Raw genomic sequence first — 20,161 nt, 5'->3', positions numbered from 1 at the left:
TAATCGCGTCATTTATGGCGCTGAGGTGACACGGATGAGTAAAGAGCATCAAGACGATGGCTCTACAGTTTTGGCTAGATGGGACTCGGATGAAGGCATAAAACTAGTAAGGAAGCTTATTGCTCCTGACGTGCCTGAACTGGAGTTTGAACTATTCCTGCACACTGCGAAGCGTCTAAACCTAAACCCACTTGCAAGGCAGATTTACGCGATCATGCGGGCTGGAAAGCTCTGCATACAAACGGGGATCGATGGCTTCAGGGCAGTCGCTCAACGAAACGGATGCGCAGGGATCGACGATACGAAGTTCGACGGTATCGAGAAGATCTCTGAAACCATGAGCGGAAAGAACGGCTCAACGTGGTTGGAGCACTTCGAGAGACCGACTAGCGCGACTGTGACCGTTTACAAGATGGTGTCGGGCGTTAGGTGCCCGTTTGTGGCTACCGCTTACTGGGATGAGTACTACCCGAAGGGGAGCAGTGGTCAGATGTGGCGAAAGATGCCACGCACTATGCTTGCCAAGTGCGCTGAGGCCTTGGCGATCCGCAAAGCATTCCCTGAAGATCTATCTGGAATCTATACCGATACCGAGATGGACCAAGCAGGCCTCGGGGACTCGGTGATTGCAGAGTATCGAGACATTCCAGTTGATGACTCTGATGTGCCTGATGAAGAGGGTAACGCTTTTGGGTTCGTGCCAAGCAAATGGCCCCAAGACACCTCGTTCCAAAAGCCTCCAACTGAGAAGATGGTGGCATCTCTAAACTACGGCCTATCCAAAGTTACGGGTGACCGGAGCTTAGATGAGTGGATCCTGAAGGCTATTGCCAGCGAGATCGGGGACGTGAGCGAAGAGCCATCCATGGCATCCGCTCTGGTGGGAATCGAGTTCCTGCGCTACTCAACGGACGACCAGCTTAAGGCCTGCTTAGAGGCAGCACAGCAGCTTTGCAACAACGCCCTCTCTGATGCTGTGGACTCTGAGGCCGTTTGCGATCCGTATGAAGGTGGTCTCAAGGAGTACCCAAACTCAGGCGACCGAAAGAAGGACTTCGAGGCATTCAGTGAAATGCTTGGATGGCCTGTATTCACGGAGAATCCCAACGCGTGCCGACAAGCCTATCTGAAGATCCTTCACCGGCGAATTGGCAGGGTCACCGATCTTACAGACCTGGACTACGAACTACTGTATCAGTTTGCTTTGCAGGTCTACACGGGTCTGCAAGAAGTTCCCGTCACCTTCCAGATGGAGAAAATTTCCGAGGTGTTGACTAATGGCAGCTAGCCTGGTCCTGATTCTTCCGCTTCCTCCGGTTGAGCTAAGTCCCAATCGTAACCCTCGGCTGAATCACAAGATAGCCGTAAAGAACCGCTACAAGTCGCATTGCATGGCTGAGATTGACAAGCAGCTTTCGCAGGTCTCGCCCATTCCGTTCATCCAGGCAACGGCATCCATCACGTTCATGACTCGGGCTTCAACCGTGGTCGGAACTTCTGGGAAACGGAAGGTCAAAGATGGTCTCTACAGGCCTCGGGATGTAGACAACGCCTTGGCTTCCATAAAGTACGCCATCGACGCTCTGCGCGGAAGTGGTGTGATTCTGGATGACAGGCAAGCCCGCTTCAAGATCGCGGAAGTCACGATTAACAGTCAGTCCCCGAATGGGCCTGGTATTCGAATCGCGCTTGAGGAAACTGCACAACTTAGGGAGCCTAACGAATGACGCTGTTCGAAGAATTCGAGCCGAAGCCGGAGTTCGTTCCGATCACCCTTCGCAAATATCAGCAAGAAGCCCTCGAAGCCGTGATGGCGGCGATGGACAAAGGGATACAGCGTCAACTCGTAGTGCTACCTACGGGGTGCGGAAAGACGACGGTTTTCTCTGCTCTGCTTCACGCTCTCTCTGAGGATGACCCAAGCTTCACGGGATTGGTGCTGGCTCACAACTATGAGTTGCTTGACCAGGCACAACGGCGGATCTCGACTCAGGTCCCTGGGATGCGGTGTCAGATCCACAACGGAGATAGTAAGGTGTCCGACCGATCTGTGTCGATTGTGGTTGGATCCGTGCAGACTCTTGGACGTCCTGGCAGCGATGCACTCGACTGGCTTTGTCCTAAGCTGACGATCTGCGACGAAGCGCACCACGGAGCGGCACGGACCTATCAGAACGTGTTCAACCGCTTTGGATGCTACACCCCAGATTCAGGGTCCTACCTGCTCGGTGTGACGGCTACTGCCCACCGTCTGGACAATCAGTCGTTGTACGGAACTGATCGCAGCATCTTTGAAGAGGTCACCTACGAGATGACCTTGAAGGAGGCGATCACCCAGGGTTGGCTCTGCAACTTGGTTGGGTTCCGTGTCGGTGCCAATCTCAACCTCGACAACGTCAAGAAAACCGCGGGGGATTTCAATCAGGACCAGCTAGAAGAGGCAATCAATACCGAGCCTATCAATGAGCTGGCGTTTAACTCTTGGCAGGAAAAGGCCGCTGGGCGGCGGACGATTGTTTTCTGCACTGGCATCTCACACGCCAACGCCATTGCCGACCTGTTCAACTCTCAGGGTGTCCCAGCGGCGGCGATTCATGGCGAACTCAAGAAAGAGGCCCGCGAGAAGATTGTTAGCGACTTCCGGAATGGAAAGCTTACGGTCCTGACCAACTGCCAGATAGCTACCGAAGGGTTCGACGTTCCCGAGGTTGCCTGTGTTGTCTTGCTTCGTCCCACGCTCTCTTGGTCGTTGTTTACTCAGATGGTCGGGCGGGGCTTGCGTGTCTTGCCTGGAGTAGTTGACAACGGTATCAGCGAAGACCTCTTCCGGCGATTGGCGGTGGAAGAGTCTGCGAAGCCTGACTGTATCGTCATCGACATCGTAGACAACACGGCTACGCACACACTTGGCGGTACGCCAGAGGATGGCGGCGTACCTTCTATCGCTGGACTTGTGGGGCTTCCTTCAACCCTCGACATGGAAGGCGCTTCGATCACTGAGGCGATTGAGCTCTTCGAGGACCTACCGCCTGAAGTCCAGCAAGGGGCTTGGAAGAGGCCCGTTAAACTCAGCGGCCTATCTCATGTGCTGACTCAGATCGACATGCTAGCAGAGCTTGAGCGACCCGAGGAAGCCAAGTACGCGGCGCTGGTGTGGCTCAAGACTAAGGAGTTCCACTACTCATGTGATTGCGGGCCTTCGGGTGAAAGGAAACAGCGAGTAGCCGACTTGCATATGGACATGCTCGGCAAGTGGCACTTGGAACTAAGCGTAGGCGAGAACACCATGCTCTTTCCTATTGATGCGAAGGAAGTACGCGAAGCCTTCGAGCAATCCGAAGTTGTTATCCGACAGATGTTCTCGGGCGCGTACCAGTTTGCTCATAAGAACGCCCATTGGCGCAAAGGTGAGATAACCGATAAGCAGAGGTCTATTTTGCTTCGGTATGGGGTTGATGAATCGGTGATTAAACAGTTAGACCGAGGCAAGGCAAACGGCATGATTTCACGCCTCATCAATAACCAGAGAGGTGGGCGATGAACGCAAAGGATCGGGCAATACACGCGTACGTCATCGAGCAAGTTCGGGAGCGCTGGAGCTACCCCACGTTCTGTATCGGTCATGCCGTGATTGAGGACCATAGCAAAAAGAAGGTTAGCCGGTCTAAGCGGTTAGGCTCGTTGCACAACTGCGCGAACTACACGGAAAGGCTTCGGAATGCACTGGGGACATGCGTGATGGTTTTTGAACAGAAAGCTACCAAGAGTGAGGTAGTCGAATTTCTAGAGGGGTTAAAGTAATGGACAATAAAACATTCGAACTTATCGGCGACAGCGAACAAGACCTTATGGCGATCATTGGGATAGCTTGGCGCGATTTTAACTCTTATCACAGGGCGAAATATTACAACACCTGTGAGATTGATGGGCGACAAACATTAATCCTCTTCTGGGAGGAAGAACCCAATGCAATCAAATTGCCATATCCGCTTGATACAGCTGACAAGGGATACGAGTTCATCAAAGGATGGCTGAGCACTTGCGACAGACCTGCGCAGCCGGATCACGATGGCGACAATTCTCCAGGGTTCCGGGTCTTTACAGACAGTTGGGGGCATGTCAACGGGACTTGTTATGGCTTTGTAGGAGTGCAATTCGCATGGGCGATGTACGGGAAGTGAACATGCCATCAGAACGGCAACGGGACATCATGTCACACGCGCTGGGTGTCCCGTATGCCCGCAAGATGAAAATAAAAGCTGGGTGGCGCAACCGTTATTGCGCTGGTCCTTCTGACATTCCGGATTGTAGATCCCTCGTAGATATGGGCTTGATGTGCGAAATGGAAGCACGACCTACCGACACTAGTGTGTGGTTCTACGTAACTGACGCCGGTAAAAAGGCACTAGGTCTAAGGGCGAAGAAATGACCGACGCTGAGACTTTACAACGGATTCGCGAGTTGGTTTTTGAGGCGTATCCGAAAAGCACAGACGGTACCAGTAATCCCTTCTGGGCGATAGCTCAGAACAGTAATTTCGGCAATTGCGTAATGATTTCTGATGGTTTCTGGTTATCACGCGAGAAAGCACAGCAGCACCTTGAGAGATGCAGGCACAGGTACAGCAAAAAGGCTTTCGTCTACTGCTTTTCAAGTCACCTTCCGAGTTCGTTCCTATCGGAACTCCTTGGGCTATTGGATCCTGATGGGTTGCGATACAGGGAGGGATTCAATGCCGGAAAATAATCCGTTTGCAACTAACCTTCGGTGGATCGTGTTTGATGCCTTGAAGTTGATCCTTGAGGATGGCGTTCCGAATGCTAATCCACATGTTGGTTTTCAGTGTGTGATCGAGGTTCCTGTTGAGGTCCTGAAGCTTCTCAAGCGTGGAGCTACTAAGGGCTGGACCAAGTTTGGAGACAACGGAAAAGGTTCGGAAATTTGGATGGTGCCAGCATGGGAGTTGCTTCGGTTTGCGGACGAAGTTGACCTGGCGTCTGTCAAGGGTAAGGAGAACGGGTGACCAATGCCACGGCCTAAGAGAGACCCGTTGGATTGGTTCCCTCATGATGTGGCTGAGTGGGCTACTATGGCACGGATCCTCAACCCTGCTCATCTCGGGCACGTGATGACCTTGCGGGGCATCCAGTGGCGTGATGGGCTTCTGCCTGACGACCTACGGGCTATTGCGGGGTTCCTGTGCCTTACGTGGGACGATTTTGCGGACGCGTGGTCTGAAACGCTCTCCAAGGTGTTTAGGGCTACGGAAGGCGGTTATGCCGATCCGGCGTTTGCGGCTAAGCGCGAAGAGCAGATCGCTCGATACCAGAGCAAAGTAGAGCACAACAGGCAGATAACGGCGGAGCGTGAGTCTAAGCGTGAGGCGAACCGGAACCAACAGGAACCAACTGGTACCAACCGGTTACCAAGTGGAACCAACAGGAACCAGAATAAGAATAAGAAGAGATTAGATAAATCTAATCTCGATAGTTCCGAACCTATCGGTTCGGGCGAAGAATCGCCCAAAACGGAGCCGACTGAGCCGTATCGTTCCATCGAGCAGATTCTAATTCGGGTTGGAGAGGCGATGGAGACCGGGCCTCCCACGCGTTCCGAGGTCACTCGGCACCTTGCCCCAACGTCGCACCTTCGGCAGCTCATGGATAAGTATGAGAGTCGTTGGGACACGATGGTTACCCAGGATGGCCCGATGTATGAAAGCCTGGTGGACTTCATCTCGAAGTTGTACATCTTCGCTTGCCAGCATCGGGGTATGGGCATCGACTGGAAAACGTTGTGGGAGAACAACGCGCCGATTGCGAATCAGATGCACCATGGCGTTAAGTGGGTGCCTCGGCAACCTTCGGTTACTAAGCCAGTAGCTCCCAACCGCGTTGATACGATGGAGGCGGCTGACGCTGCTCTTAACCGGCTTTCGAGCCTGATGGGTGGTGGATGATGCTGGAAAAGGCCACGGCCTCCGAATTGGCGAAGCGAGACCAGTTGAAGCGGGATGCGGGGAAGGTGATCGACCTGCTTCGCACTTTGTTTGCTGGGAAGGGCTTCAACAGGCAGGTAGACGACTACACGGCCTCGGCCTGGATCCTCGCAATGGGTGCTATCAGCTGCACTCTGGAAGAGTTTCGCGCCATGGTCGGGGAGTTCCTTCTTGATGCCGACCCGAACCCTCCGACACCTGGAGTGTTCATGGCTGCTGTGAAGGCTTCCCGTCGATCCTCGGTGTCTGAAGCGATTCTTGAGCAGGTGGCTGAGGATGCACGCCAAGAGCAGGAACAGCGTTCTAACGAGTGGTGTATGCGTCACTTTGGGCATACCGAGCCTACTCGTGAGCAGATCCGCGCGAAGTTGGCTGAGCTAGACGAGCAAGCCGATGCGGCTATGAGAGAGCGGACACAGCTTATGCGCAGGGATTCCAACCTAGACCCTGAGAAGCTGGCCGCGATTAAGAAACGATTTGAGGAGTTGTCCTCAGAAAAACAGCGCGGAAAGCGCTAGGAGATTACAGTCATGCAAACACAGCGAAAGCTAGTTAGATTAAACAACACGTACGAAAAGGTTAACGATGGATATGGATGGCGTCAGATCCCTGACTCAGGTAGCAGCGCAGCCGATGGTGACATTCGACTGATCGAAGGGATGCTTCACGTGAAAACACGACCTGGTGCAGACGATGGGGACCGTCGCGATTGGTGGTTGCCGCTGCACGACCTAATCGAGGAGCATAGCACTCACAGCAAATCTGAACAGGTCTGCATTCAAGGATGCGACTCCGAAGATCACTGTAAAGGTGCCTGTGTCCAGGTAGCTGAACCTAAAGACACAACTGATTACGCTTGGGCACATAGTGGGTGCTACTCAATTGCCTACGGCGCTCCGGGATGGAATGAGCCTCACGAGTCTTGGACTCCCCCAATGGTCGAGGTCATGAGGCTACGAATGGCTTACGAGGCCGCTCAAAATAAACTGCATTCGCTGCTGGAATTGGCTCGGAATCCTGAAGTCGTCTTAAAATCAACATTAAAATCAACAATTGAGAGAATCATCGAAGAGCCGGGATACGCAACAAAGCTACAGACCCCGCCCGTGAAGGATGAGTCTGTTGACCAGTGCTACTGCAACGAAACCGAGGCTGTAGACACAGCGGCCGCACCAGATTCTCAGCGTGGTTTGTACGAGAAATACGTTGTTACGAAACCAAACGGGGAGCGCGTTGATCATTGCTTCGTGCTTCGCTTCCAGGACTCTTACACGGTGCCTGCCTTGGCGGCCTACGTGCACTGTTGCGCTAGCGAGAACCCTCAATTAGCGAATGACCTCCTAAGCTTCCCTCCGGTGAAAGAAATCTATGATCTTGGATCGCCCTTCGCGGAGGCATTCAAGCTTCTGCACGGAATAGACATTGCTCCTGCCGTGAGTACGTCAAAGTCAGTGGCGACGATCCGGGTTGGAACAGAGGCCGCATTTAGCGGCGTTCTCTCCAAATTGATCAGCAAGCTGAGAGAAGATGGCTTTGCAGCCGTTAATGTGCAGATCGGCGATTGAGTTAGTCGATTGTGAATCGGTGGGCGGGTTCTGGATATTCAGAGTCCGCTCATCGCCATCCAGACCGGTTCATGATGTGGCCGTGTGCGACACCAGCGGTTACGTTTGGTGCTCGTGTGAGTCGTTTTGGTTTGATTACCAATGCCACGGAAGCCCTCACATTCGGAAGAGTGAGAGTCTGTGCAAGCATGGAAGGTTTGTTTCCGAGGTTCTAAACAAGTCTAAGTAAGACTAGGTAGGTGAGAGATGGATTGCAATATTTATGATGAAGTAACTGAGTTAACCGAAGAAATGATGGAAGTGTTGATGGGTAAGAGTGTGAGGATGCTGGCGATTGCGGATGAGCATTGGCCGCGTCTCCGCGCAGAACTCAACAAGCGGGCTGAAATCCTGCCCTCAGCAGCCGATCAAAGCGAGGTTGAAGAGTAGTGCTGATACCAATGGGGGTTAGGGAGAGTCATTGGTTGTGGTCAAAAAGAAACGAGAAGTTCAAGGCGTTTATCTGGAACTTACCAGTTGATTGGAGCCTTGGTATTCATGCTGTCTTAGAACAAGCTGAAGAGGATGGCTTCCCGAAGCCTTCTTATGCTGGGTGGACGAAGTCCTGGAGTGTTGATGACTTCCGCACGCCCATCCAGGAAAAAGACCCCGCCGAAGTCCAGGCAGTTAAGGCAGTCGTGGAGATGCCGCAACCCAAGCCAACCGTAACACTGGAGTTCATCCCTGCGCGCGTGATCGGCATGACGCCAAGAAGCCCGTACGCTATTACCTGTTTTTGAGAATTCCTTGTCTATATAGTAGACATGTGCCTACTATATAGACATGAGACGTATTTCTGATCCTGATTGGCCCGCTGAGATCCGTGAGCCTAAGCGCAGGCAGCGTGTGCGCACGACGAACCTTTCCGCTCTGCCTTTGGACGTGAGGAACGAGTATCTAGCGAACACTCGGAAGGGCAAGCTTTCTAGCCACGACGTGATCAATCAGACCATCGTTTCCTTTGGGGCTGCTCGTGAATTGAGTGATGCCGCCGAGGCTACTAAGAGATCCGCCGAACAGGTTCTACCGAACTCGTTGGGTGGTTGCGTGAGTCTGCCAGATGCACCCTTCAGTGAGTGGGAGCCGGACACCGTTTGGTCCGAGTGACTTAGGGTGTGTATAATGCCCGCGTGAGACCGGAGGACGATGATAAGGTATTGGTCCTGTTTGAACCCGTGCCCGTGCGTGAGCATCCGGTAATTGAGTGGTTTACGGCCAATCGCCGAGAGCTCGTGCAATTGGCCTGGTTAGTCGGGTTCATCTTAGTTCTTGAGGTCGCGGAGAGTCTTACCGGCATGCGTCCGCCACCCTGAATCCTCTGTATCTAAGCGTGAGAAAGGATTTGGAGATGAAGGGCTAGCATCATCATCGAAAGTCAGAGGAATAGGCGTACGCTGTAGCTTCAGACTCAGTAGAAGTCTAGAAAACTCAGTAAGTTCCCTATCCCTTTCGATTGCTTCCTCGGTGCGGTTCCCGGCCGCGTAACGAAGCTTATTGGATTCGTGCTCAAGGGTTGCTATGATGCCGTCCACTTCGTCATATGGGCGCTCGATGACCATTGGCAACTCGCCCGAAAACACATAGAGTTGCAAGTCGGTGGCGACATACACTTCGACAGAGTCAAATAACCGATGCGGAATCAAGTATCCCGCGATCTTAAGGTCTCTGTCCTTTAGGTGTTCGATAACATATCTGGATAGACGACCGGCGAACTGTTGGTCGCCCGTCAAGTGGTAGCAAACCTTGCCGTAAATCGCGTCTTCCAAGATTCTGTATTGGTGGTTATTCATGAACTAGCGTTCCTTCTTGCGTGGTCTGCCTACTGGCTTTGCGGTGTAGGCTTCTACCTGTTTGCGATCGTACTGCCAGGCCATTCCGTCCCATGTGCCGGTGAGTTCACCAGCTAGGCGGAGTTGTCGCACTCGTGAGGGTGAGACATTGAGTATAACGGCCACGTGTGAGGCCCGCAATGGTTCGCGGCTCAAAACAGCACCTCCTGCAATTGTTGACCCTCGTTCGTGACGTCGAAACCTCCGTGAGAATCCATCTCCCAGGTTTTCCCGGTTGCCTTTTCGATGATCCGTACTCGGAGTTCCGGGTTGAACATCCATAGTTCCCGTGCGAGGTCCTTCGCTTTGTCGGGGTCGCGTCTGTCGTGTGACTCTCTCGCGTACTCGTGCCCGTCGATGACTGTGTAGGCGATTATCGAGTACATCAGGCCACCGCCTCAATGCGTAGTGATTCGATCTTGACCGTGAGGCCTACGGCTTCGTGTACCTGTCTTGATGCGTATCGCAGTTCGGAAGCGCTTCCGCCTATGTACGTGCAAACTACATCTAGCGGATCATCACCGAAGAACCCATAGGCATAGTTCACTGCCTGCTCTCTGTCGCTGAATTCCCAGGGCTTAAAGCGTGGTTTGGTCTCGGGTGCAACCGTGACGGTTACGGTATAGATGACGCGCTGAGTATCGGTACCAGTTGGTACCAGTTGGTTACCAGTTGGTTCCGGTTGGTTCCGGTTGGTGCCTATATTTTGTTGCATGACTGTTTCCCCTCATGAGTCGCGTTAGCGGACGCGGGTAGCCTCATCAGAGCACGCATAACGTGCTGACCGCTCACGCGGTTTCGGCTTTGGGTCTACGTTCTTCCGGTAGCAATCGCACCAGGGTTTTATTTAATGCCTCGATCAGAGACAATCCTGAACGTCTGTGTAATTGGTACAGGTTCTTGGATATCTCGCCCTGTTCGGTGCCTGTGTAGGCTCCCAGGATTTCGAGGGCCTGCTCGTCCGTCTGCGGATGCCCTGTAAATGACACTGGCTCGTTTGTGACTGCGTTGACGTAATTGACTTGCCGTAGCCACAAACCCATAGGGGGTATTAACGGTATTTGGTCCATTGGTTTTTCTCGTTGGTCTTGCGGTTTCTGCTTTACATGCGGGAAATGATCTGTTCGAATGCGTGGTTGGCTTCGTCGTTGTAATCGTTGTCTTGGGTTTCGCCATCCGATGAGAAGAAGAATCCCGACTGTTGAATATTGCGGATGGTATCGAACTTGTAACCGTTCTCCGATGCCCATACGCGAGCAGCCGGGACGAAGGCTTCAATATCCGCATCGTTTGATTCGGGTCCTAGGGCCTGGTCTAAGGTATCCCAGTTGGCTATAAGTGTTAGTTGAGGGACTTCTTTAACTGCCATATGGTGAGTCTCGTAGCCCTTGCTTCGCCATTGCTCGATTGCCTTCGTTCGGGCTTCGTCTTCGTTGTTTGCATCTATGAGGATTGGGGCAAGGTCGTAAAAGGCGCCGATTGCGCTCTCTTGTCGTCCGTGTGTGGTTACTTCAAATTTCTTCATGTTTGTTTCCTTGTGGTAGTCTCGTGATGTTACTTTCTTTGCATGACTGTAACACTGGGGGATGCTTAGCGGCTCCCCCTTCTGTGTTTTCTGATCAGATACTGACCTGGTTTAGTAGTTCGCTGTCTCCGAACAGCCTCTCTGCCAGGTCCTGAACCACTCGGTATTCACCTTGGTCGGTGGTTAGGTACTCGCCCCCTTTCAAGGTCTGATCATGCAGGAGCTTAACAAGGTTCGTTAGGCGTCTTAGTTGGCTGTTCTCAACGCATATCAGACTTATGCGCCTTCGGGTTGGTGTTTTTGACTGGACGACTGTGTACACGGTGTCTTTAGGCTTGAGAATGAGTTTGAGTTTGCTGTAGGCGAAGCCTCTTGTTAGTGCCTTCCTATCGGCCCTGGTTTGCTTCACTAAGCTGATTCGGTACGAATGCGATGCCCCCTCGTAGAACGCGACTGACCCATCTGTGTGGTGGTAAATTGATGTGATTCGCCCTAGCCCTGCTTGCACGTTGTCGTTTATATGCGCATAGGCCTCATCGAATGTGTTAAACGTGCCGAGTAGCATGCTTGCGTTATTCGTGGTTATGGTGACTTTGAAATTAGGTTTCTTTTGCATGACTGTAACCTCTCTGATGGTTAGCGGACTCATCAGCACGCGCCTCACGCGTGGACGCCCTAAGGCGTTTCGTCCTGAATAGATTTCATAATTCGCTTGACCTCAGCCCCTAATTCCGCGTCTGTGGCTTCTCTGCCGAGTTTCTCACTCAATCGGTTTGCGATAGTGTTAGGGTTGCCGCTGTGGAACGAAATAGTAATCTTGATGCCGTTCTCAGTGTGCTGAGTGACCATCAGTTACTCTCCCCGTAGCCCATGCGGTCCAGTAGGTTGTAATGTGGCTGGAACTCCTTAGTTGGGTCAATCACAGTGCGGTCTGTGATGCCTAGCGCCCAATCGAGGCATGAACGCTCATCGGCTAGTATCTGCTCAATGCTCATGCGGACACCGTTCTTAGCCATAGATCCCAGTCAAGACACTTAAACCACTCAAGTTCACTCTTGGCTGCCGGGTGAACGTCCAGAAAGAGGACTTCAACCAGCCCTTCCGATTCACGAGTGAATACCAGAGATACGTATCTTGCTAGGTCTAGCTGACGCCCTAGAGACCATCCGTTGCTTAGTAACGCCTTGGCCACCGTATCGCAGTTAAGCCCGGCATAAGTGCCGTGTACCTCTCTGATGCATGTAGCGGACACATATCCAAACTCGTGTCTCTCAAAGGATGTTAAGCAAGAGTTCTGTATAGACAGACTCTTTAATTCCGTGTTCAGTGTTTGCATGACTGTATAACCTCCGCACCGTGTGAACGATGGCGATAGATTAATATTAACACAGTTGACAGAGTTTTGTAGTATTCGCGGTAATTTTTCCGAAAATTCTTGTGCCGCCTAGGCCCGAACCCTGAATTTCTGGACTGTATTTACTCCGAGTTCTCTTTTCTTTTCTTTTCCGGAATTTCGGGGAGCGGAGTTGAGAGAGGTGCGTGAGTAACCCTGATTAACGGATGATTTTCGATACTTAGCCAATTGTCTAACTAATAGATGACTTCCGAGGCTGAAATTGTTTGTCTATTAAATTCCACGGTCTAGACTAGGTTCAAAAATGGGCAATTGAACCTGTATGGTGACCTTTCGTGGTGACCATTGGTGTTCTCGGTGTACCTGATAGCGATCATTCACCCAGCCGGTAACACGTGTAAGCCCTTTTGTCTGAGGCCCGGTTCGTTTGGAGGGGTCAAGGGGGAGAGGGGGGTGGACGGAGTTCGCGCGCTCCCTCCCGGAAACAAATTCATGCACAAAAATGGTTTTCTGATTTCTGCGCGTGGTAATCGTAGTAAAATTGTGCTGCGGACTGCGGATGAAGAAACGGAAGCCCAGAAAGAAGACGGAGAGAGAAGCCCCGGACCTGACCCCTTCGGATCAGGCTATTGCTGGCGCTGTGGCGTCTTCTGACGATGTTCGGCTCAGTCTTGGGGAGCGGGTAACTGCTCTGCCGGAGAAGATTGAGAAGTTGTCCGCCGAATCGGATAGCGCGTGGTTCCTCCAGTATCTGACCGATCAGCAGATAAGATTCGGGATCGCCTACCGCAAGCACATGGGCGACGGACGGAAGGCCCTGAAGGAAGCGGGCTATGCGCCGGGCACGAAGCTCCAGAACGTGACTGAAAACGCCGGAGAGGCGATGTACGCCTTCATGATGGCGATTAAGGCAGAGGTCTCATTGGCTCTGTCTGTGGACCGGACTTCCATCCTTGCCGCGACTAAGCGGATTCAACTCAAGTCCGAGGCTTCTGGGGAGTATGTCGCAAGCCTGAACGCTTCGAAGTTCATGGCTGAGCTGCTTGGTCTTGTTGACAAGCGTGGCGGAGCGGTTGTCCAGATCAATGCTGACGGTGCGCAGATCACCATTGCGCCGGTTAGGACTAAAGAAGACGACGTGATTGACGCGGAGTTCTTGGACGTGCTTGCGCTGAACGGGATGGAGGCGGATGGCTCCTAGGGCTGGTATCGACGAGCATAGCATTGTCTCGTGGCGGAACTATCGGACGCTCTCTGTTAAGCAGCGTATCGCGCTTGATTTCTGTACTAACCAGGGTTACTTCGCAAACAAGCCGCGAAAGCAGCCGATGTGCCTCTATGGCGGCGCTGGATGGGGCGGAAAGAGCTACCTGCTTCGATCTGCTTCGTACGAATTCAATCTTCTTTACCGAGAGCTTGGATTCCCAAACCAGTGGGGCACCCTCTACTGTCTCACGTACCCGGACCTACAGGACCGGCATATCCGAAAGATACAGAGGGAGTTCGCTGGGATTGGCCGGTTCTCTGAATCGAACAAGCACGGGTACCACATCGAGTTCTATGAGGAAGGTTTAGGGGGTGTCTACCTCCGCAACATCGTTTCATCAGGGGATTCCTCGAAAAACCAGAACACGAAGCGTGGTTCTGAGTCCGTGTACGGTCTGATTGATGAGCTTACAGAGCTGACCTACGATCAGTTCGGAAACATCCTTTACACCATCCGTCCCGATGACAAGCCGTTGCCGTTTATTCCGATCCTCGCGGCTACGAACCCGGACGGAGTAGGGCACGGATGGGTCAAGAAGGTCTTTCATCCACACTATCGAAACCTCGAACACGCATTCTTCAGGGCGTACAGTCCGGAGAACCTATTCTTTGTCCAGGCGCTAAAGTCTGACAATCCTGCTTACGCTGTCCACAAGGAAATCATCGACGCCCGTATGGGCATGGTTGAAGACCCGGATATCCGTCGTGCGCGTGACGAAGGCGCATGGGACCTGTACGCTTCGGGTCGCTTCTACATGTGGCGCGATGCCTATCACCGCTTCGTGTGGGCGAACCTCTTCGAGCGATGGGGAATCACGGACGTCAGCCCCGAAGAGTTCTTAAAAAACTGTGAGGACTACGGCTTCGTCTGCTATGCCTCCCTCGACTATGCGACTAGTCACGATTCGGTATCGGCTTATCTGCTTCACCTGGTAGACCCGGACGGAAACGTATGGACGTTCTACGGTCTCGGCATGGTCGGCAAGGAAGCTGAAGAGCAGGCGAAGCTGATTCTTGAACTGGAGCGGAGATGCGGACTGAAGGTTCGGCGTCGATTTGCAGATCCTGCGATTAACGGAAAGGCTGCTGAAGACAAATCCAGGCTTACCAGAAAGGAGAAGTTTAAGAGGGCCGGAGTTCACTTCGAGTTAGCCATCAATGACCGTGTAGAGGGCGCTGCTACCGTAGCCTCCTTCCTGCTTCTGAATTTCAATTCCGAAGGGAGCTTGACTAAGCATCCTCGCTGGAGAATCCATTCCGGTGAGCCTGGATGGATTGGAGCCAAAGACCTGGCCAACGAGATCCCGGATCTTCCGCGAGACAAGACGAACCCCGAAGATGTTGACCCGCAAGGTGGACGCAACCACTGGTACGACTCGGGCCGCTACTTCCTTCACACACGATTTAGGGGGATACCCCAGCCCAAGAACGACGCATATGAGTTCGGCTCTCCGGAGTACCTGAGGCGGCTCAGAGATGCGCAAAAGCAACGAGACAATCACTCGGAGGACTGGTTATGACAACAGACGAACAGGCTATCGAGGCCAACGAAGAACCAACAAACCAAACAACACACGAAACACATGTATTCGAAGATCACTTGCCACTCCTGCCACTTGGGGTGCTGGCCAGAGTCTTCGAGATCGGAGAGGCGAGACGCAAGCAGGTGCATGGGACCATTCACCCAATCGTTGTCTCATGCCTAGGCAACCACTATCACGTAGGGGTGAGTCAGGATCACGCGAGAATCGTTGTGCTCGTGGAGCTTGATGCTGAAGTGATTCGGCAGAAACAGACCATGAGAGAGCATATCGTTCAGTCAATAGCTGAGCGCCGGGCTGCCGCATCTATTACGATTCCATCTGAGATTGACCCAGAGACCGGGCAAGAATTGGAATTGACCGAACAACAGCGAGACGACCTCAACACGAGGAACAAGGCGATTGACGAGATTGAGGAATTCAAAAAGCAACTCAACGAGATTGACTTATCCTCCGTCAATGGTGAGGGTCTTGCGCGTTATGAGATCAGCATCGCTGCGCTGGTGAATCAGCCTCTTTGGTTCTGTGCTTCCTCGGTGACTTACGCTTACAAGGCTGATTCAGAGGATCTGGTTGGACACGTAAAACCAGACTTCTCCAGTGCTGAGTCCGCCTACAAGTACATCATGGGTGTTTCTCGCGAGGTCATTTCAACAGAGCCTTGGCCCCCAGAGAGCTTGATCTCGGACGTTGCTGTTTCATGTCTCGAAGGCTTCCTTGCCTTTGACGATGGCGCTGAGGCCGACCCTACGGAGCAAGAGAAGTGCTTGCATAGCATTTTCCGACGAGACTTCCCCGAGGGCCTTACTCCCGAGCAGCGTGACTTGTTCGAGATGTTTATTCAGGTGAGGACTCAGAGAGCATCGGCAGCGGCTTCGGAAGCCGACTTCCCATCTGCTCCTTTGAGCGAAGTGCTGGAGAGATCTGGCGGAGACGATCCAAACGCTGAAGAGACAGACAAGAAGGTCGATGCGGATTCGCTGGACGAACCGGAATCACAGCCATCTGAATCACAAGCCAACGCTGAAGAGACAGACAAGAAGGTCGATGCGGATTCGCTGGACGAACCGGAATCACAGCCATCTGAATCACAAGCCAACGCTGAAGAGACAGACAAGAAGGGCAAGGGCAAGAAATAATGGCCCAGCGCAAGACGTCCCTAGACACGATCCGCTTGTGGATCAAAGAGGCCACAGACGTGGACTACTACGACCTCATGTGGACGCTTCAGCTAATTATGTCTGGCAACAAGCGGGCTATCGATGCAGCGATGAAGGGCGGTGTTTTGAGGGCGTCTGGCGCTGCCTATCAAGCTGGAGGGGACCTGCCTCTGTATCCAAAGATTGCCCCAGGCATGGGAAGCCTGGGGCAACAGAACCATAACCTGATTAACGCACGAATCAACGCCAACGGACTCGTCATGAATCCTGAGGCAACCTTCGTGCATCCAGACCCCTATATTCGAAGGGTAAACGCTGCATACATTTTCAATCGCTGGCAAAGACAAGATTGGTCTACCGAGCTGTACCGGACGGCCATGGAAGTCGAGGCGAATGGAATCAGTGGTCTCAGCTGCGGGATTACGAAAGGTCGTGTCAACTGGAGGCATCAGCCGATCTTGCACACCTTGTGGGATCGCAGTCGTGAAACCGACTGGCGTTGGGTCTGCGAAAGACGGCTGCTTTGCCCTGAGGATGTCGAGGACATCTACGGTTCTGCTGTCACCTCGGAGGACATCAAGAACCTTGTCGTCATGGAGGGCAAGACTGAAGCGTTCAAGGGTACGCGTTCGGAGCGAAATCCAAGGCGGATCATTCTTGTGTACGACTACTGGAGTGAGGATGAGCACGTTGTGTTCCTCGGGTCCGTCCAGGGCGGAAACTCGATTGCTCTGCGCATGAACCCCAGCAAGGGCATGCGCTACGAGAAGACTACTACTAACGCTGGGCCGAACCCGTTTGGTGTTCAGCCTCATGCGTGGTGGATTGACAGTTGGTGTCCTGGCGTGGAGAGGCCTGTAGGCAAGCTCCAAACAACCACAAGGCTATCTTCGATGCTCAATGCCGTTGAGCGGCTCATGACAGAGACGGTTCGGAATGGACCTGCGCTGACGTTGATTGACTCCCAGAAGATGCACGATCCGACGTTTGTTGACAAGATGCTCAATGCCAAGAATCCTGAAGAAATGGACCGGCTGATTGTCACGAACGGAGATGTTTCGGAGGCAATCAAACGAATCCCAGCTGAGCAGTTGCCACCGATCTACTTGCAAATGCGTGCGGTCTACAAGGAAGAGATTAACGCAAGCACCGGCGTGCAGGACATGCAAAGAGGGCAAGCTCTAGGCGGAGAGCGCCGAACGAGATACGAGGTTGAAAACCTGGTTGCTTCGGCAGGTGTTCAGGCGCAACACATGAGGCGACGCTATGCAGCCTGCATAACTGATTTGATTCAGGTAACTCGGGTGATCGGTGCGCAATGGGACACAGGGAAAGAGATCCTTATCATCCCCGATATGGATCCGCTGGACCCGAAGATATTCCCGTTGGCTCCATTCCTATCAGTTGAGCTGGCAACTGACATCAATCCTGAGTCTCTTATTTTCAAGAGTGAAGAGCAGCTTAATCAGCAACTCATGTTGGAGTTCCAAACCGTTTTGACACCTGCAATGGAATTGCAGGTTGCTGACCCGGTCAAGGTTTTCAGTTATGTCCTTCGCAAGCTCGGACATCGAAACCCAGATGCAGAGTTCGGATTGAGGTCACCCGCGCCACCACCAGTGGCCGGACCAGGCCAAGACCCTAATGCCATGCCCCCAGAGGGCGCACCACAACCCATGTAAATGGGCTAGTAGAGAAATTCTCTAAATTCGTCATCCAAAGCTCACTAAAAGAAAATAACGGCGTTATACTGCTTTTGTGAGCTACTTACACGGTTAAGTGAAAGAAAAATGAAGAAACTCGTTCATAGATTGTTCCTTTATGCTCCAGACGACTCTGGTGGCGGCGGTTTTGTTTCGGGCACTGCTGACTCTGCAACTGGCAGTGAAACTAACGCTGGTGCTAGTGCTGGCTCTGAATCGACAGAGAGTCCGTCCGGTTCGACAACTGAAGGAACGGAAACATCCACAGAAGGGACTGAAGGTTCCGAAGGCAGTGCAAGTGAAGCAGCTGAAGAGGCTGATGGATCTACTACTGGAGAGATCGACTACAAGGCTGCATATCAAAACCTGATAGCCAAGCAGGCCCTAGGGATTGTGCCTCAGCCTGTAGATGCACCTGCGACTAGTGCTAGTTCTCAGGATGCCTCGGATGCTTCGGGTGCGACCGCAGAAAGCGCAACCGCTGAAGGCTCTCAGGCTCCCACCAATCCGATCCTCGACCGCATCAGTGCCCTTGAAACAGAGCTAGAGGCTGCAAATTACGACACTGAAGGCGAGCGAAGAATCGTAGGGGTCGCGAAAGAGATCGCTCAGCACGCTATTCAGATTGAACAACGGTTTGCCGCTGAGGTCGCCAATGTGCAGCAGTTCTTCTTTGCGATGCACGGCAATCAAGTTGCTGCGGCTGCTGACGTTGCTACCCGGGCCGTTAACGAAGAGTTTGGCTTGAGCTTGACTCCCACTGAGGTTCTTGGATTCATGGACAACGGTGGCGCAAAGGCTTTCCAGACCATGCGTCAGTTGACGGACCAACAGCTTTTTCTCGCATTGGCTAACCCAACGATGGTGAAAGACATCGTGTCGCTTGCATTGACAGGCAAAGGGATTAAGCCCAACTCGACAACCGCAAGCGCGGCTGCAAAGCCCGCTTCCAACTCAGGAAAGCAAGAACCAATCACATTGCCTGACCCAACGCGTGGCGGAGGCGAAGCGCCGAAGGAAGACCTTTCTCCGCTTGAAGCAGACGTTCGCGCGTGGTTCGACAATCGCGGGAAATAGGAACTAGGAAAAACACAGGAGGTAAGCAAGTATGAGTGAATTTACAGGGCTAGAAGTCTTGGCGTTGAAGCAGATGAATCGCGTTATTCGCGAAGGTCAGTTCAACACCCCAACAACTGTTGGCAGGATGCGTGGGATGGACACGTATTGGAATCGCGGAGCGCCTACCGTTAAGACAGGGTCGGACGGAATTGATTGCGGGGAGATGGCGTTTAACTGGTGGACAGGTGCTCCAAAGTGGGTAGGTGTAAACGGGCTTGATCCGGTCATTTCACGACGCCGGGTGAACATCACTAAAAACACCAAGGTTACGCAGGGACGAACAAGGGCCTCTCAGTATCAGATGGGAGAGCCGATTGACAAGACGGAAATCAGGGCGTACACGAATCGCGGAGAAGCTGCGTTCGCGAATTGGATTCAGAAAATCTCTCAACGTGCGGTCATGGGTGCTGCTCAACAGTGGCAGGCAGATCTATTCCCGACCGTGAATTTGGTTGGAGGTTCAGGCGTGAAGGATGGAGTCGTTGACTGCCTCATGAACTTTGCCTACCCTCTCCAGACGGGATATGCTGGAAATAACCCTACGGGTACAGGCGTCTACTCTTATTTAGGTATTGATCTAAATACAAGAGCTGAATTGAAGGCGCTGAACGTCGGAACCGACTCGGTCCCGTGGGTTTTCACTGTGGACAATCTTCGCAGGGATATCATTGACAAACTGCGAGACCGCGATGCTCAAGTAGACATGGTGATTTTGCCATCGGCGTTCTACCACTATGCGAGAGCACAGCTAGGCAACACGATCCGACAAATGCCCGAGGCTGCTCTGAAGATTCCAGGAGATGTTTTCCAGGATGAATCAGGTGTCTTTTGGATGCGGGAGCCACGGTTAGATCTGCTTCCTAAGCCCGAGATCTACGTAGGTGACTCGTCCGTTCTGTCGTGGGGCTTTTCGCAAGAAGAGCAAGCCAGCTTGGATCTGATTGATCCTTGGCCAGAGGTTCCGACATCGGTGCTCTTGCAGGGCTGGTTGATGACAGCATTCATCAATGAGAATCCAAGGTTCTGGGGGCGAGCCTACAACTGCCAGTTGCCGTCCTAAGG

Annotated in this window: 27 protein-coding genes; 18 read left to right on the top strand and 9 right to left on the bottom strand. The window is 52.8% G+C overall.

Annotated elements, in window-relative coordinates:
• The first annotated feature begins 34 nt into the window (after positions 1–34).
• The 9 genes from bet (at position 35) to ACZ51B_RS10545 (ending at position 7,563) form a co-directional block, all read left to right on the top strand.
• Positions 35–1,288 (top strand): phage recombination protein Bet, encoded by a 1,254-nt coding sequence (bet, locus tag ACZ51B_RS10585; protein ID WP_464293291.1) that lies wholly within the window; start codon positions 35–37, stop codon positions 1,286–1,288.
• On the top strand, positions 1,278–1,727 hold the full coding sequence (locus ACZ51B_RS10580; RefSeq protein ID WP_464293290.1) for a RusA family crossover junction endodeoxyribonuclease: 450 nt from the start codon (positions 1,278–1,280) through the stop codon (positions 1,725–1,727). The genes bet and ACZ51B_RS10580 overlap by 11 nt, the downstream gene beginning before the upstream one ends.
• Complete coding sequence (locus ACZ51B_RS10575; protein WP_464293289.1) at positions 1,724–3,541, top strand: DEAD/DEAH box helicase; 1,818 nt, start codon at positions 1,724–1,726, stop codon at positions 3,539–3,541. Before ACZ51B_RS10580 ends, ACZ51B_RS10575 begins: the two co-directional genes overlap by 4 nt.
• Positions 3,538–3,801, top strand: coding sequence for a hypothetical protein (locus tag ACZ51B_RS10570; protein ID WP_464293288.1), 264 nt, complete (start codon positions 3,538–3,540; stop codon positions 3,799–3,801). The genes ACZ51B_RS10575 and ACZ51B_RS10570 overlap by 4 nt, the downstream gene beginning before the upstream one ends.
• On the top strand, positions 3,801–4,181 hold the full coding sequence (locus ACZ51B_RS10565; RefSeq protein ID WP_464293287.1) for a hypothetical protein: 381 nt from the start codon (positions 3,801–3,803) through the stop codon (positions 4,179–4,181). Before ACZ51B_RS10570 ends, ACZ51B_RS10565 begins: the two co-directional genes overlap by 1 nt.
• A gap of 551 nt (positions 4,182–4,732) precedes the next feature.
• Positions 4,733–5,023 (top strand): hypothetical protein, encoded by a 291-nt coding sequence (locus ACZ51B_RS10560; protein WP_464293286.1) that lies wholly within the window; start codon positions 4,733–4,735, stop codon positions 5,021–5,023.
• Positions 5,024–5,026: 3 nt separating this feature from the next.
• Positions 5,027–5,959, top strand: coding sequence for a hypothetical protein (locus tag ACZ51B_RS10555; RefSeq protein ID WP_464293285.1), 933 nt, complete (start codon positions 5,027–5,029; stop codon positions 5,957–5,959).
• Complete coding sequence (locus tag ACZ51B_RS10550; protein ID WP_464293284.1) at positions 5,956–6,516, top strand: hypothetical protein; 561 nt, start codon at positions 5,956–5,958, stop codon at positions 6,514–6,516. The genes ACZ51B_RS10555 and ACZ51B_RS10550 overlap by 4 nt, the downstream gene beginning before the upstream one ends.
• A gap of 12 nt (positions 6,517–6,528) precedes the next feature.
• Positions 6,529–7,563: a hypothetical protein gene (locus tag ACZ51B_RS10545; protein ID WP_464293283.1), complete on the top strand. Its 1,035-nt coding sequence runs from the start codon at positions 6,529–6,531 to the stop codon at positions 7,561–7,563.
• Positions 7,564–7,612: 49 nt separating this feature from the next.
• Here the strand turns inward: ACZ51B_RS10545 and ACZ51B_RS10540 are convergent, their stop codons facing one another.
• Positions 7,613–7,753: a hypothetical protein gene (locus tag ACZ51B_RS10540; protein ID WP_464293282.1), complete on the bottom strand. Its 141-nt coding sequence runs from the start codon at positions 7,751–7,753 to the stop codon at positions 7,613–7,615.
• 56 nt (positions 7,754–7,809) lie between these two features.
• On the opposite strand from ACZ51B_RS10540, the gene ACZ51B_RS10535 reads away from it, so the two are divergent.
• The 3 genes from ACZ51B_RS10535 to ACZ51B_RS10525 are packed head-to-tail and all read left to right on the top strand — an operon-like array spanning position 7,810 to position 8,709.
• Complete coding sequence (locus ACZ51B_RS10535; protein WP_464293281.1) at positions 7,810–7,992, top strand: hypothetical protein; 183 nt, start codon at positions 7,810–7,812, stop codon at positions 7,990–7,992.
• Positions 7,993–8,027: 35 nt separating this feature from the next.
• Complete coding sequence (locus tag ACZ51B_RS10530) at positions 8,028–8,342, top strand: hypothetical protein (RefSeq protein ID WP_464293280.1); 315 nt, start codon at positions 8,028–8,030, stop codon at positions 8,340–8,342.
• 43 nt (positions 8,343–8,385) lie between these two features.
• Positions 8,386–8,709 (top strand): hypothetical protein, encoded by a 324-nt coding sequence (locus tag ACZ51B_RS10525; RefSeq protein ID WP_464293279.1) that lies wholly within the window; start codon positions 8,386–8,388, stop codon positions 8,707–8,709.
• 155 nt (positions 8,710–8,864) lie between these two features.
• Here ACZ51B_RS10525 and ACZ51B_RS10520 read toward each other — a convergent pair whose 3' ends face one another.
• The 8 genes from ACZ51B_RS10520 to ACZ51B_RS10485 form a co-directional block, all read right to left on the bottom strand.
• Positions 8,865–9,392, bottom strand: a complete 528-nt coding sequence (locus ACZ51B_RS10520; protein ID WP_464293278.1) for a hypothetical protein — start codon at positions 9,390–9,392, stop codon at positions 8,865–8,867.
• 3 nt (positions 9,393–9,395) lie between these two features.
• Positions 9,396–9,524 (bottom strand): hypothetical protein, encoded by a 129-nt coding sequence (locus tag ACZ51B_RS10515; RefSeq protein ID WP_464293277.1) that lies wholly within the window; start codon positions 9,522–9,524, stop codon positions 9,396–9,398.
• A gap of 59 nt (positions 9,525–9,583) precedes the next feature.
• Positions 9,584–9,817 carry a hypothetical protein gene (locus ACZ51B_RS10510; RefSeq protein WP_464293276.1) on the bottom strand — a complete coding sequence of 78 codons (234 nt, stop codon included), beginning with the start codon at positions 9,815–9,817 and terminating at the stop codon, positions 9,584–9,586.
• Positions 9,817–10,146, bottom strand: coding sequence for a hypothetical protein (locus tag ACZ51B_RS10505; RefSeq protein ID WP_464293275.1), 330 nt, complete (start codon positions 10,144–10,146; stop codon positions 9,817–9,819). Before ACZ51B_RS10505 ends, ACZ51B_RS10510 begins: the two co-directional genes overlap by 1 nt.
• A 387-nt stretch (positions 10,147–10,533) precedes the next feature.
• Positions 10,534–10,956: a hypothetical protein gene (locus tag ACZ51B_RS10500; RefSeq protein WP_464293274.1), complete on the bottom strand. Its 423-nt coding sequence runs from the start codon at positions 10,954–10,956 to the stop codon at positions 10,534–10,536.
• A gap of 94 nt (positions 10,957–11,050) precedes the next feature.
• Positions 11,051–11,572 (bottom strand): hypothetical protein, encoded by a 522-nt coding sequence (locus tag ACZ51B_RS10495; RefSeq protein ID WP_464293273.1) that lies wholly within the window; start codon positions 11,570–11,572, stop codon positions 11,051–11,053.
• Between the two features lie 59 nt (positions 11,573–11,631).
• Complete coding sequence (locus tag ACZ51B_RS10490) at positions 11,632–11,805, bottom strand: hypothetical protein (RefSeq protein WP_464293272.1); 174 nt, start codon at positions 11,803–11,805, stop codon at positions 11,632–11,634.
• The gene (locus tag ACZ51B_RS10485; RefSeq protein ID WP_464293271.1) at positions 11,805–11,972 is read right to left on the bottom strand and encodes a hypothetical protein; all 168 of its coding nucleotides are present in this window, start codon (positions 11,970–11,972) and stop codon (positions 11,805–11,807) included. Before ACZ51B_RS10485 ends, ACZ51B_RS10490 begins: the two co-directional genes overlap by 1 nt.
• 897 nt (positions 11,973–12,869) lie before the next feature.
• Here ACZ51B_RS10485 and ACZ51B_RS10480 point away from each other — a divergent pair.
• The 6 genes from ACZ51B_RS10480 to ACZ51B_RS10455 all read left to right on the top strand — a co-directional run bounded on the left by ACZ51B_RS10480 (position 12,870) and on the right by ACZ51B_RS10455 (position 20,159).
• A complete protein-coding gene (locus ACZ51B_RS10480) occupies positions 12,870–13,511 on the top strand; it encodes a hypothetical protein (RefSeq protein WP_464293270.1) in 642 nt (213 codons plus the stop codon).
• Positions 13,501–15,096, top strand: a complete 1,596-nt coding sequence (locus tag ACZ51B_RS10475; RefSeq protein WP_464293269.1) for a hypothetical protein — start codon at positions 13,501–13,503, stop codon at positions 15,094–15,096. The genes ACZ51B_RS10480 and ACZ51B_RS10475 overlap by 11 nt, the downstream gene beginning before the upstream one ends.
• On the top strand, positions 15,093–16,256 hold the full coding sequence (locus ACZ51B_RS10470) for a hypothetical protein (RefSeq protein WP_464293268.1): 1,164 nt from the start codon (positions 15,093–15,095) through the stop codon (positions 16,254–16,256). Before ACZ51B_RS10475 ends, ACZ51B_RS10470 begins: the two co-directional genes overlap by 4 nt.
• Positions 16,256–17,959 carry a hypothetical protein gene (locus ACZ51B_RS10465; protein WP_464293267.1) on the top strand — a complete coding sequence of 568 codons (1,704 nt, stop codon included), beginning with the start codon at positions 16,256–16,258 and terminating at the stop codon, positions 17,957–17,959. The genes ACZ51B_RS10470 and ACZ51B_RS10465 overlap by 1 nt, the downstream gene beginning before the upstream one ends.
• A 108-nt stretch (positions 17,960–18,067) precedes the next feature.
• Positions 18,068–19,057 carry a hypothetical protein gene (locus tag ACZ51B_RS10460; RefSeq protein WP_464293266.1) on the top strand — a complete coding sequence of 330 codons (990 nt, stop codon included), beginning with the start codon at positions 18,068–18,070 and terminating at the stop codon, positions 19,055–19,057.
• Positions 19,058–19,088: 31 nt separating this feature from the next.
• Positions 19,089–20,159 (top strand): hypothetical protein, encoded by a 1,071-nt coding sequence (locus ACZ51B_RS10455; RefSeq protein WP_464293265.1) that lies wholly within the window; start codon positions 19,089–19,091, stop codon positions 20,157–20,159.
• The last annotated feature ends 2 nt before the right edge of the window (positions 20,160–20,161 follow it).

The organism is Fimbriimonas sp. LA-C6, from assembly GCF_055398105.1.
The sequence above is the reverse complement of the archived record's forward strand: the minus strand, read 5'-3'. Positions and strand labels throughout refer to the sequence as shown.

Excerpts from the sequence above, each read along its gene's own strand:
- bet (WP_464293291.1), top strand. The coding sequence starts at position 35 with ATGAGTAAAGAGCATCAAGACGATGGCTCTACAGTTTTGGCTAGATGG.
- ACZ51B_RS10580 (WP_464293290.1), top strand. The coding sequence starts at position 1,278 with ATGGCAGCTAGCCTGGTCCTGATTCTTCCGCTTCCTCCGGTTGAGCTA.
- ACZ51B_RS10575 (WP_464293289.1), top strand. The coding sequence starts at position 1,724 with ATGACGCTGTTCGAAGAATTCGAGCCGAAGCCGGAGTTCGTTCCGATC.
- ACZ51B_RS10570 (WP_464293288.1), top strand. The coding sequence starts at position 3,538 with ATGAACGCAAAGGATCGGGCAATACACGCGTACGTCATCGAGCAAGTT.
- ACZ51B_RS10565 (WP_464293287.1), top strand. The coding sequence starts at position 3,801 with ATGGACAATAAAACATTCGAACTTATCGGCGACAGCGAACAAGACCTT.
- ACZ51B_RS10560 (WP_464293286.1), top strand. The coding sequence starts at position 4,733 with ATGCCGGAAAATAATCCGTTTGCAACTAACCTTCGGTGGATCGTGTTT.
- ACZ51B_RS10555 (WP_464293285.1), top strand. The coding sequence starts at position 5,027 with ATGCCACGGCCTAAGAGAGACCCGTTGGATTGGTTCCCTCATGATGTG.
- ACZ51B_RS10550 (WP_464293284.1), top strand. The coding sequence starts at position 5,956 with ATGATGCTGGAAAAGGCCACGGCCTCCGAATTGGCGAAGCGAGACCAG.
- ACZ51B_RS10545 (WP_464293283.1), top strand. The coding sequence starts at position 6,529 with ATGCAAACACAGCGAAAGCTAGTTAGATTAAACAACACGTACGAAAAG.
- ACZ51B_RS10540 (WP_464293282.1), bottom strand. The coding sequence starts at position 7,753 with ATGCTTGCACAGACTCTCACTCTTCCGAATGTGAGGGCTTCCGTGGCA.
- ACZ51B_RS10535 (WP_464293281.1), top strand. The coding sequence starts at position 7,810 with ATGGATTGCAATATTTATGATGAAGTAACTGAGTTAACCGAAGAAATG.
- ACZ51B_RS10525 (WP_464293279.1), top strand. The coding sequence starts at position 8,386 with ATGAGACGTATTTCTGATCCTGATTGGCCCGCTGAGATCCGTGAGCCT.
- ACZ51B_RS10520 (WP_464293278.1), bottom strand. The coding sequence starts at position 9,392 with ATGAATAACCACCAATACAGAATCTTGGAAGACGCGATTTACGGCAAG.
- ACZ51B_RS10510 (WP_464293276.1), bottom strand. The coding sequence starts at position 9,817 with ATGTACTCGATAATCGCCTACACAGTCATCGACGGGCACGAGTACGCG.
- ACZ51B_RS10505 (WP_464293275.1), bottom strand. The coding sequence starts at position 10,146 with ATGCAACAAAATATAGGCACCAACCGGAACCAACCGGAACCAACTGGT.
- ACZ51B_RS10500 (WP_464293274.1), bottom strand. The coding sequence starts at position 10,956 with ATGAAGAAATTTGAAGTAACCACACACGGACGACAAGAGAGCGCAATC.
- ACZ51B_RS10495 (WP_464293273.1), bottom strand. The coding sequence starts at position 11,572 with ATGCAAAAGAAACCTAATTTCAAAGTCACCATAACCACGAATAACGCA.
- ACZ51B_RS10490 (WP_464293272.1), bottom strand. The coding sequence starts at position 11,805 with ATGGTCACTCAGCACACTGAGAACGGCATCAAGATTACTATTTCGTTC.
- ACZ51B_RS10485 (WP_464293271.1), bottom strand. The coding sequence starts at position 11,972 with ATGGCTAAGAACGGTGTCCGCATGAGCATTGAGCAGATACTAGCCGAT.
- ACZ51B_RS10480 (WP_464293270.1), top strand. The coding sequence starts at position 12,870 with ATGAAGAAACGGAAGCCCAGAAAGAAGACGGAGAGAGAAGCCCCGGAC.
- ACZ51B_RS10475 (WP_464293269.1), top strand. The coding sequence starts at position 13,501 with ATGGCTCCTAGGGCTGGTATCGACGAGCATAGCATTGTCTCGTGGCGG.
- ACZ51B_RS10470 (WP_464293268.1), top strand. The coding sequence starts at position 15,093 with ATGACAACAGACGAACAGGCTATCGAGGCCAACGAAGAACCAACAAAC.
- ACZ51B_RS10465 (WP_464293267.1), top strand. The coding sequence starts at position 16,256 with ATGGCCCAGCGCAAGACGTCCCTAGACACGATCCGCTTGTGGATCAAA.
- ACZ51B_RS10460 (WP_464293266.1), top strand. The coding sequence starts at position 18,068 with ATGAAGAAACTCGTTCATAGATTGTTCCTTTATGCTCCAGACGACTCT.
- ACZ51B_RS10455 (WP_464293265.1), top strand. The coding sequence starts at position 19,089 with ATGAGTGAATTTACAGGGCTAGAAGTCTTGGCGTTGAAGCAGATGAAT.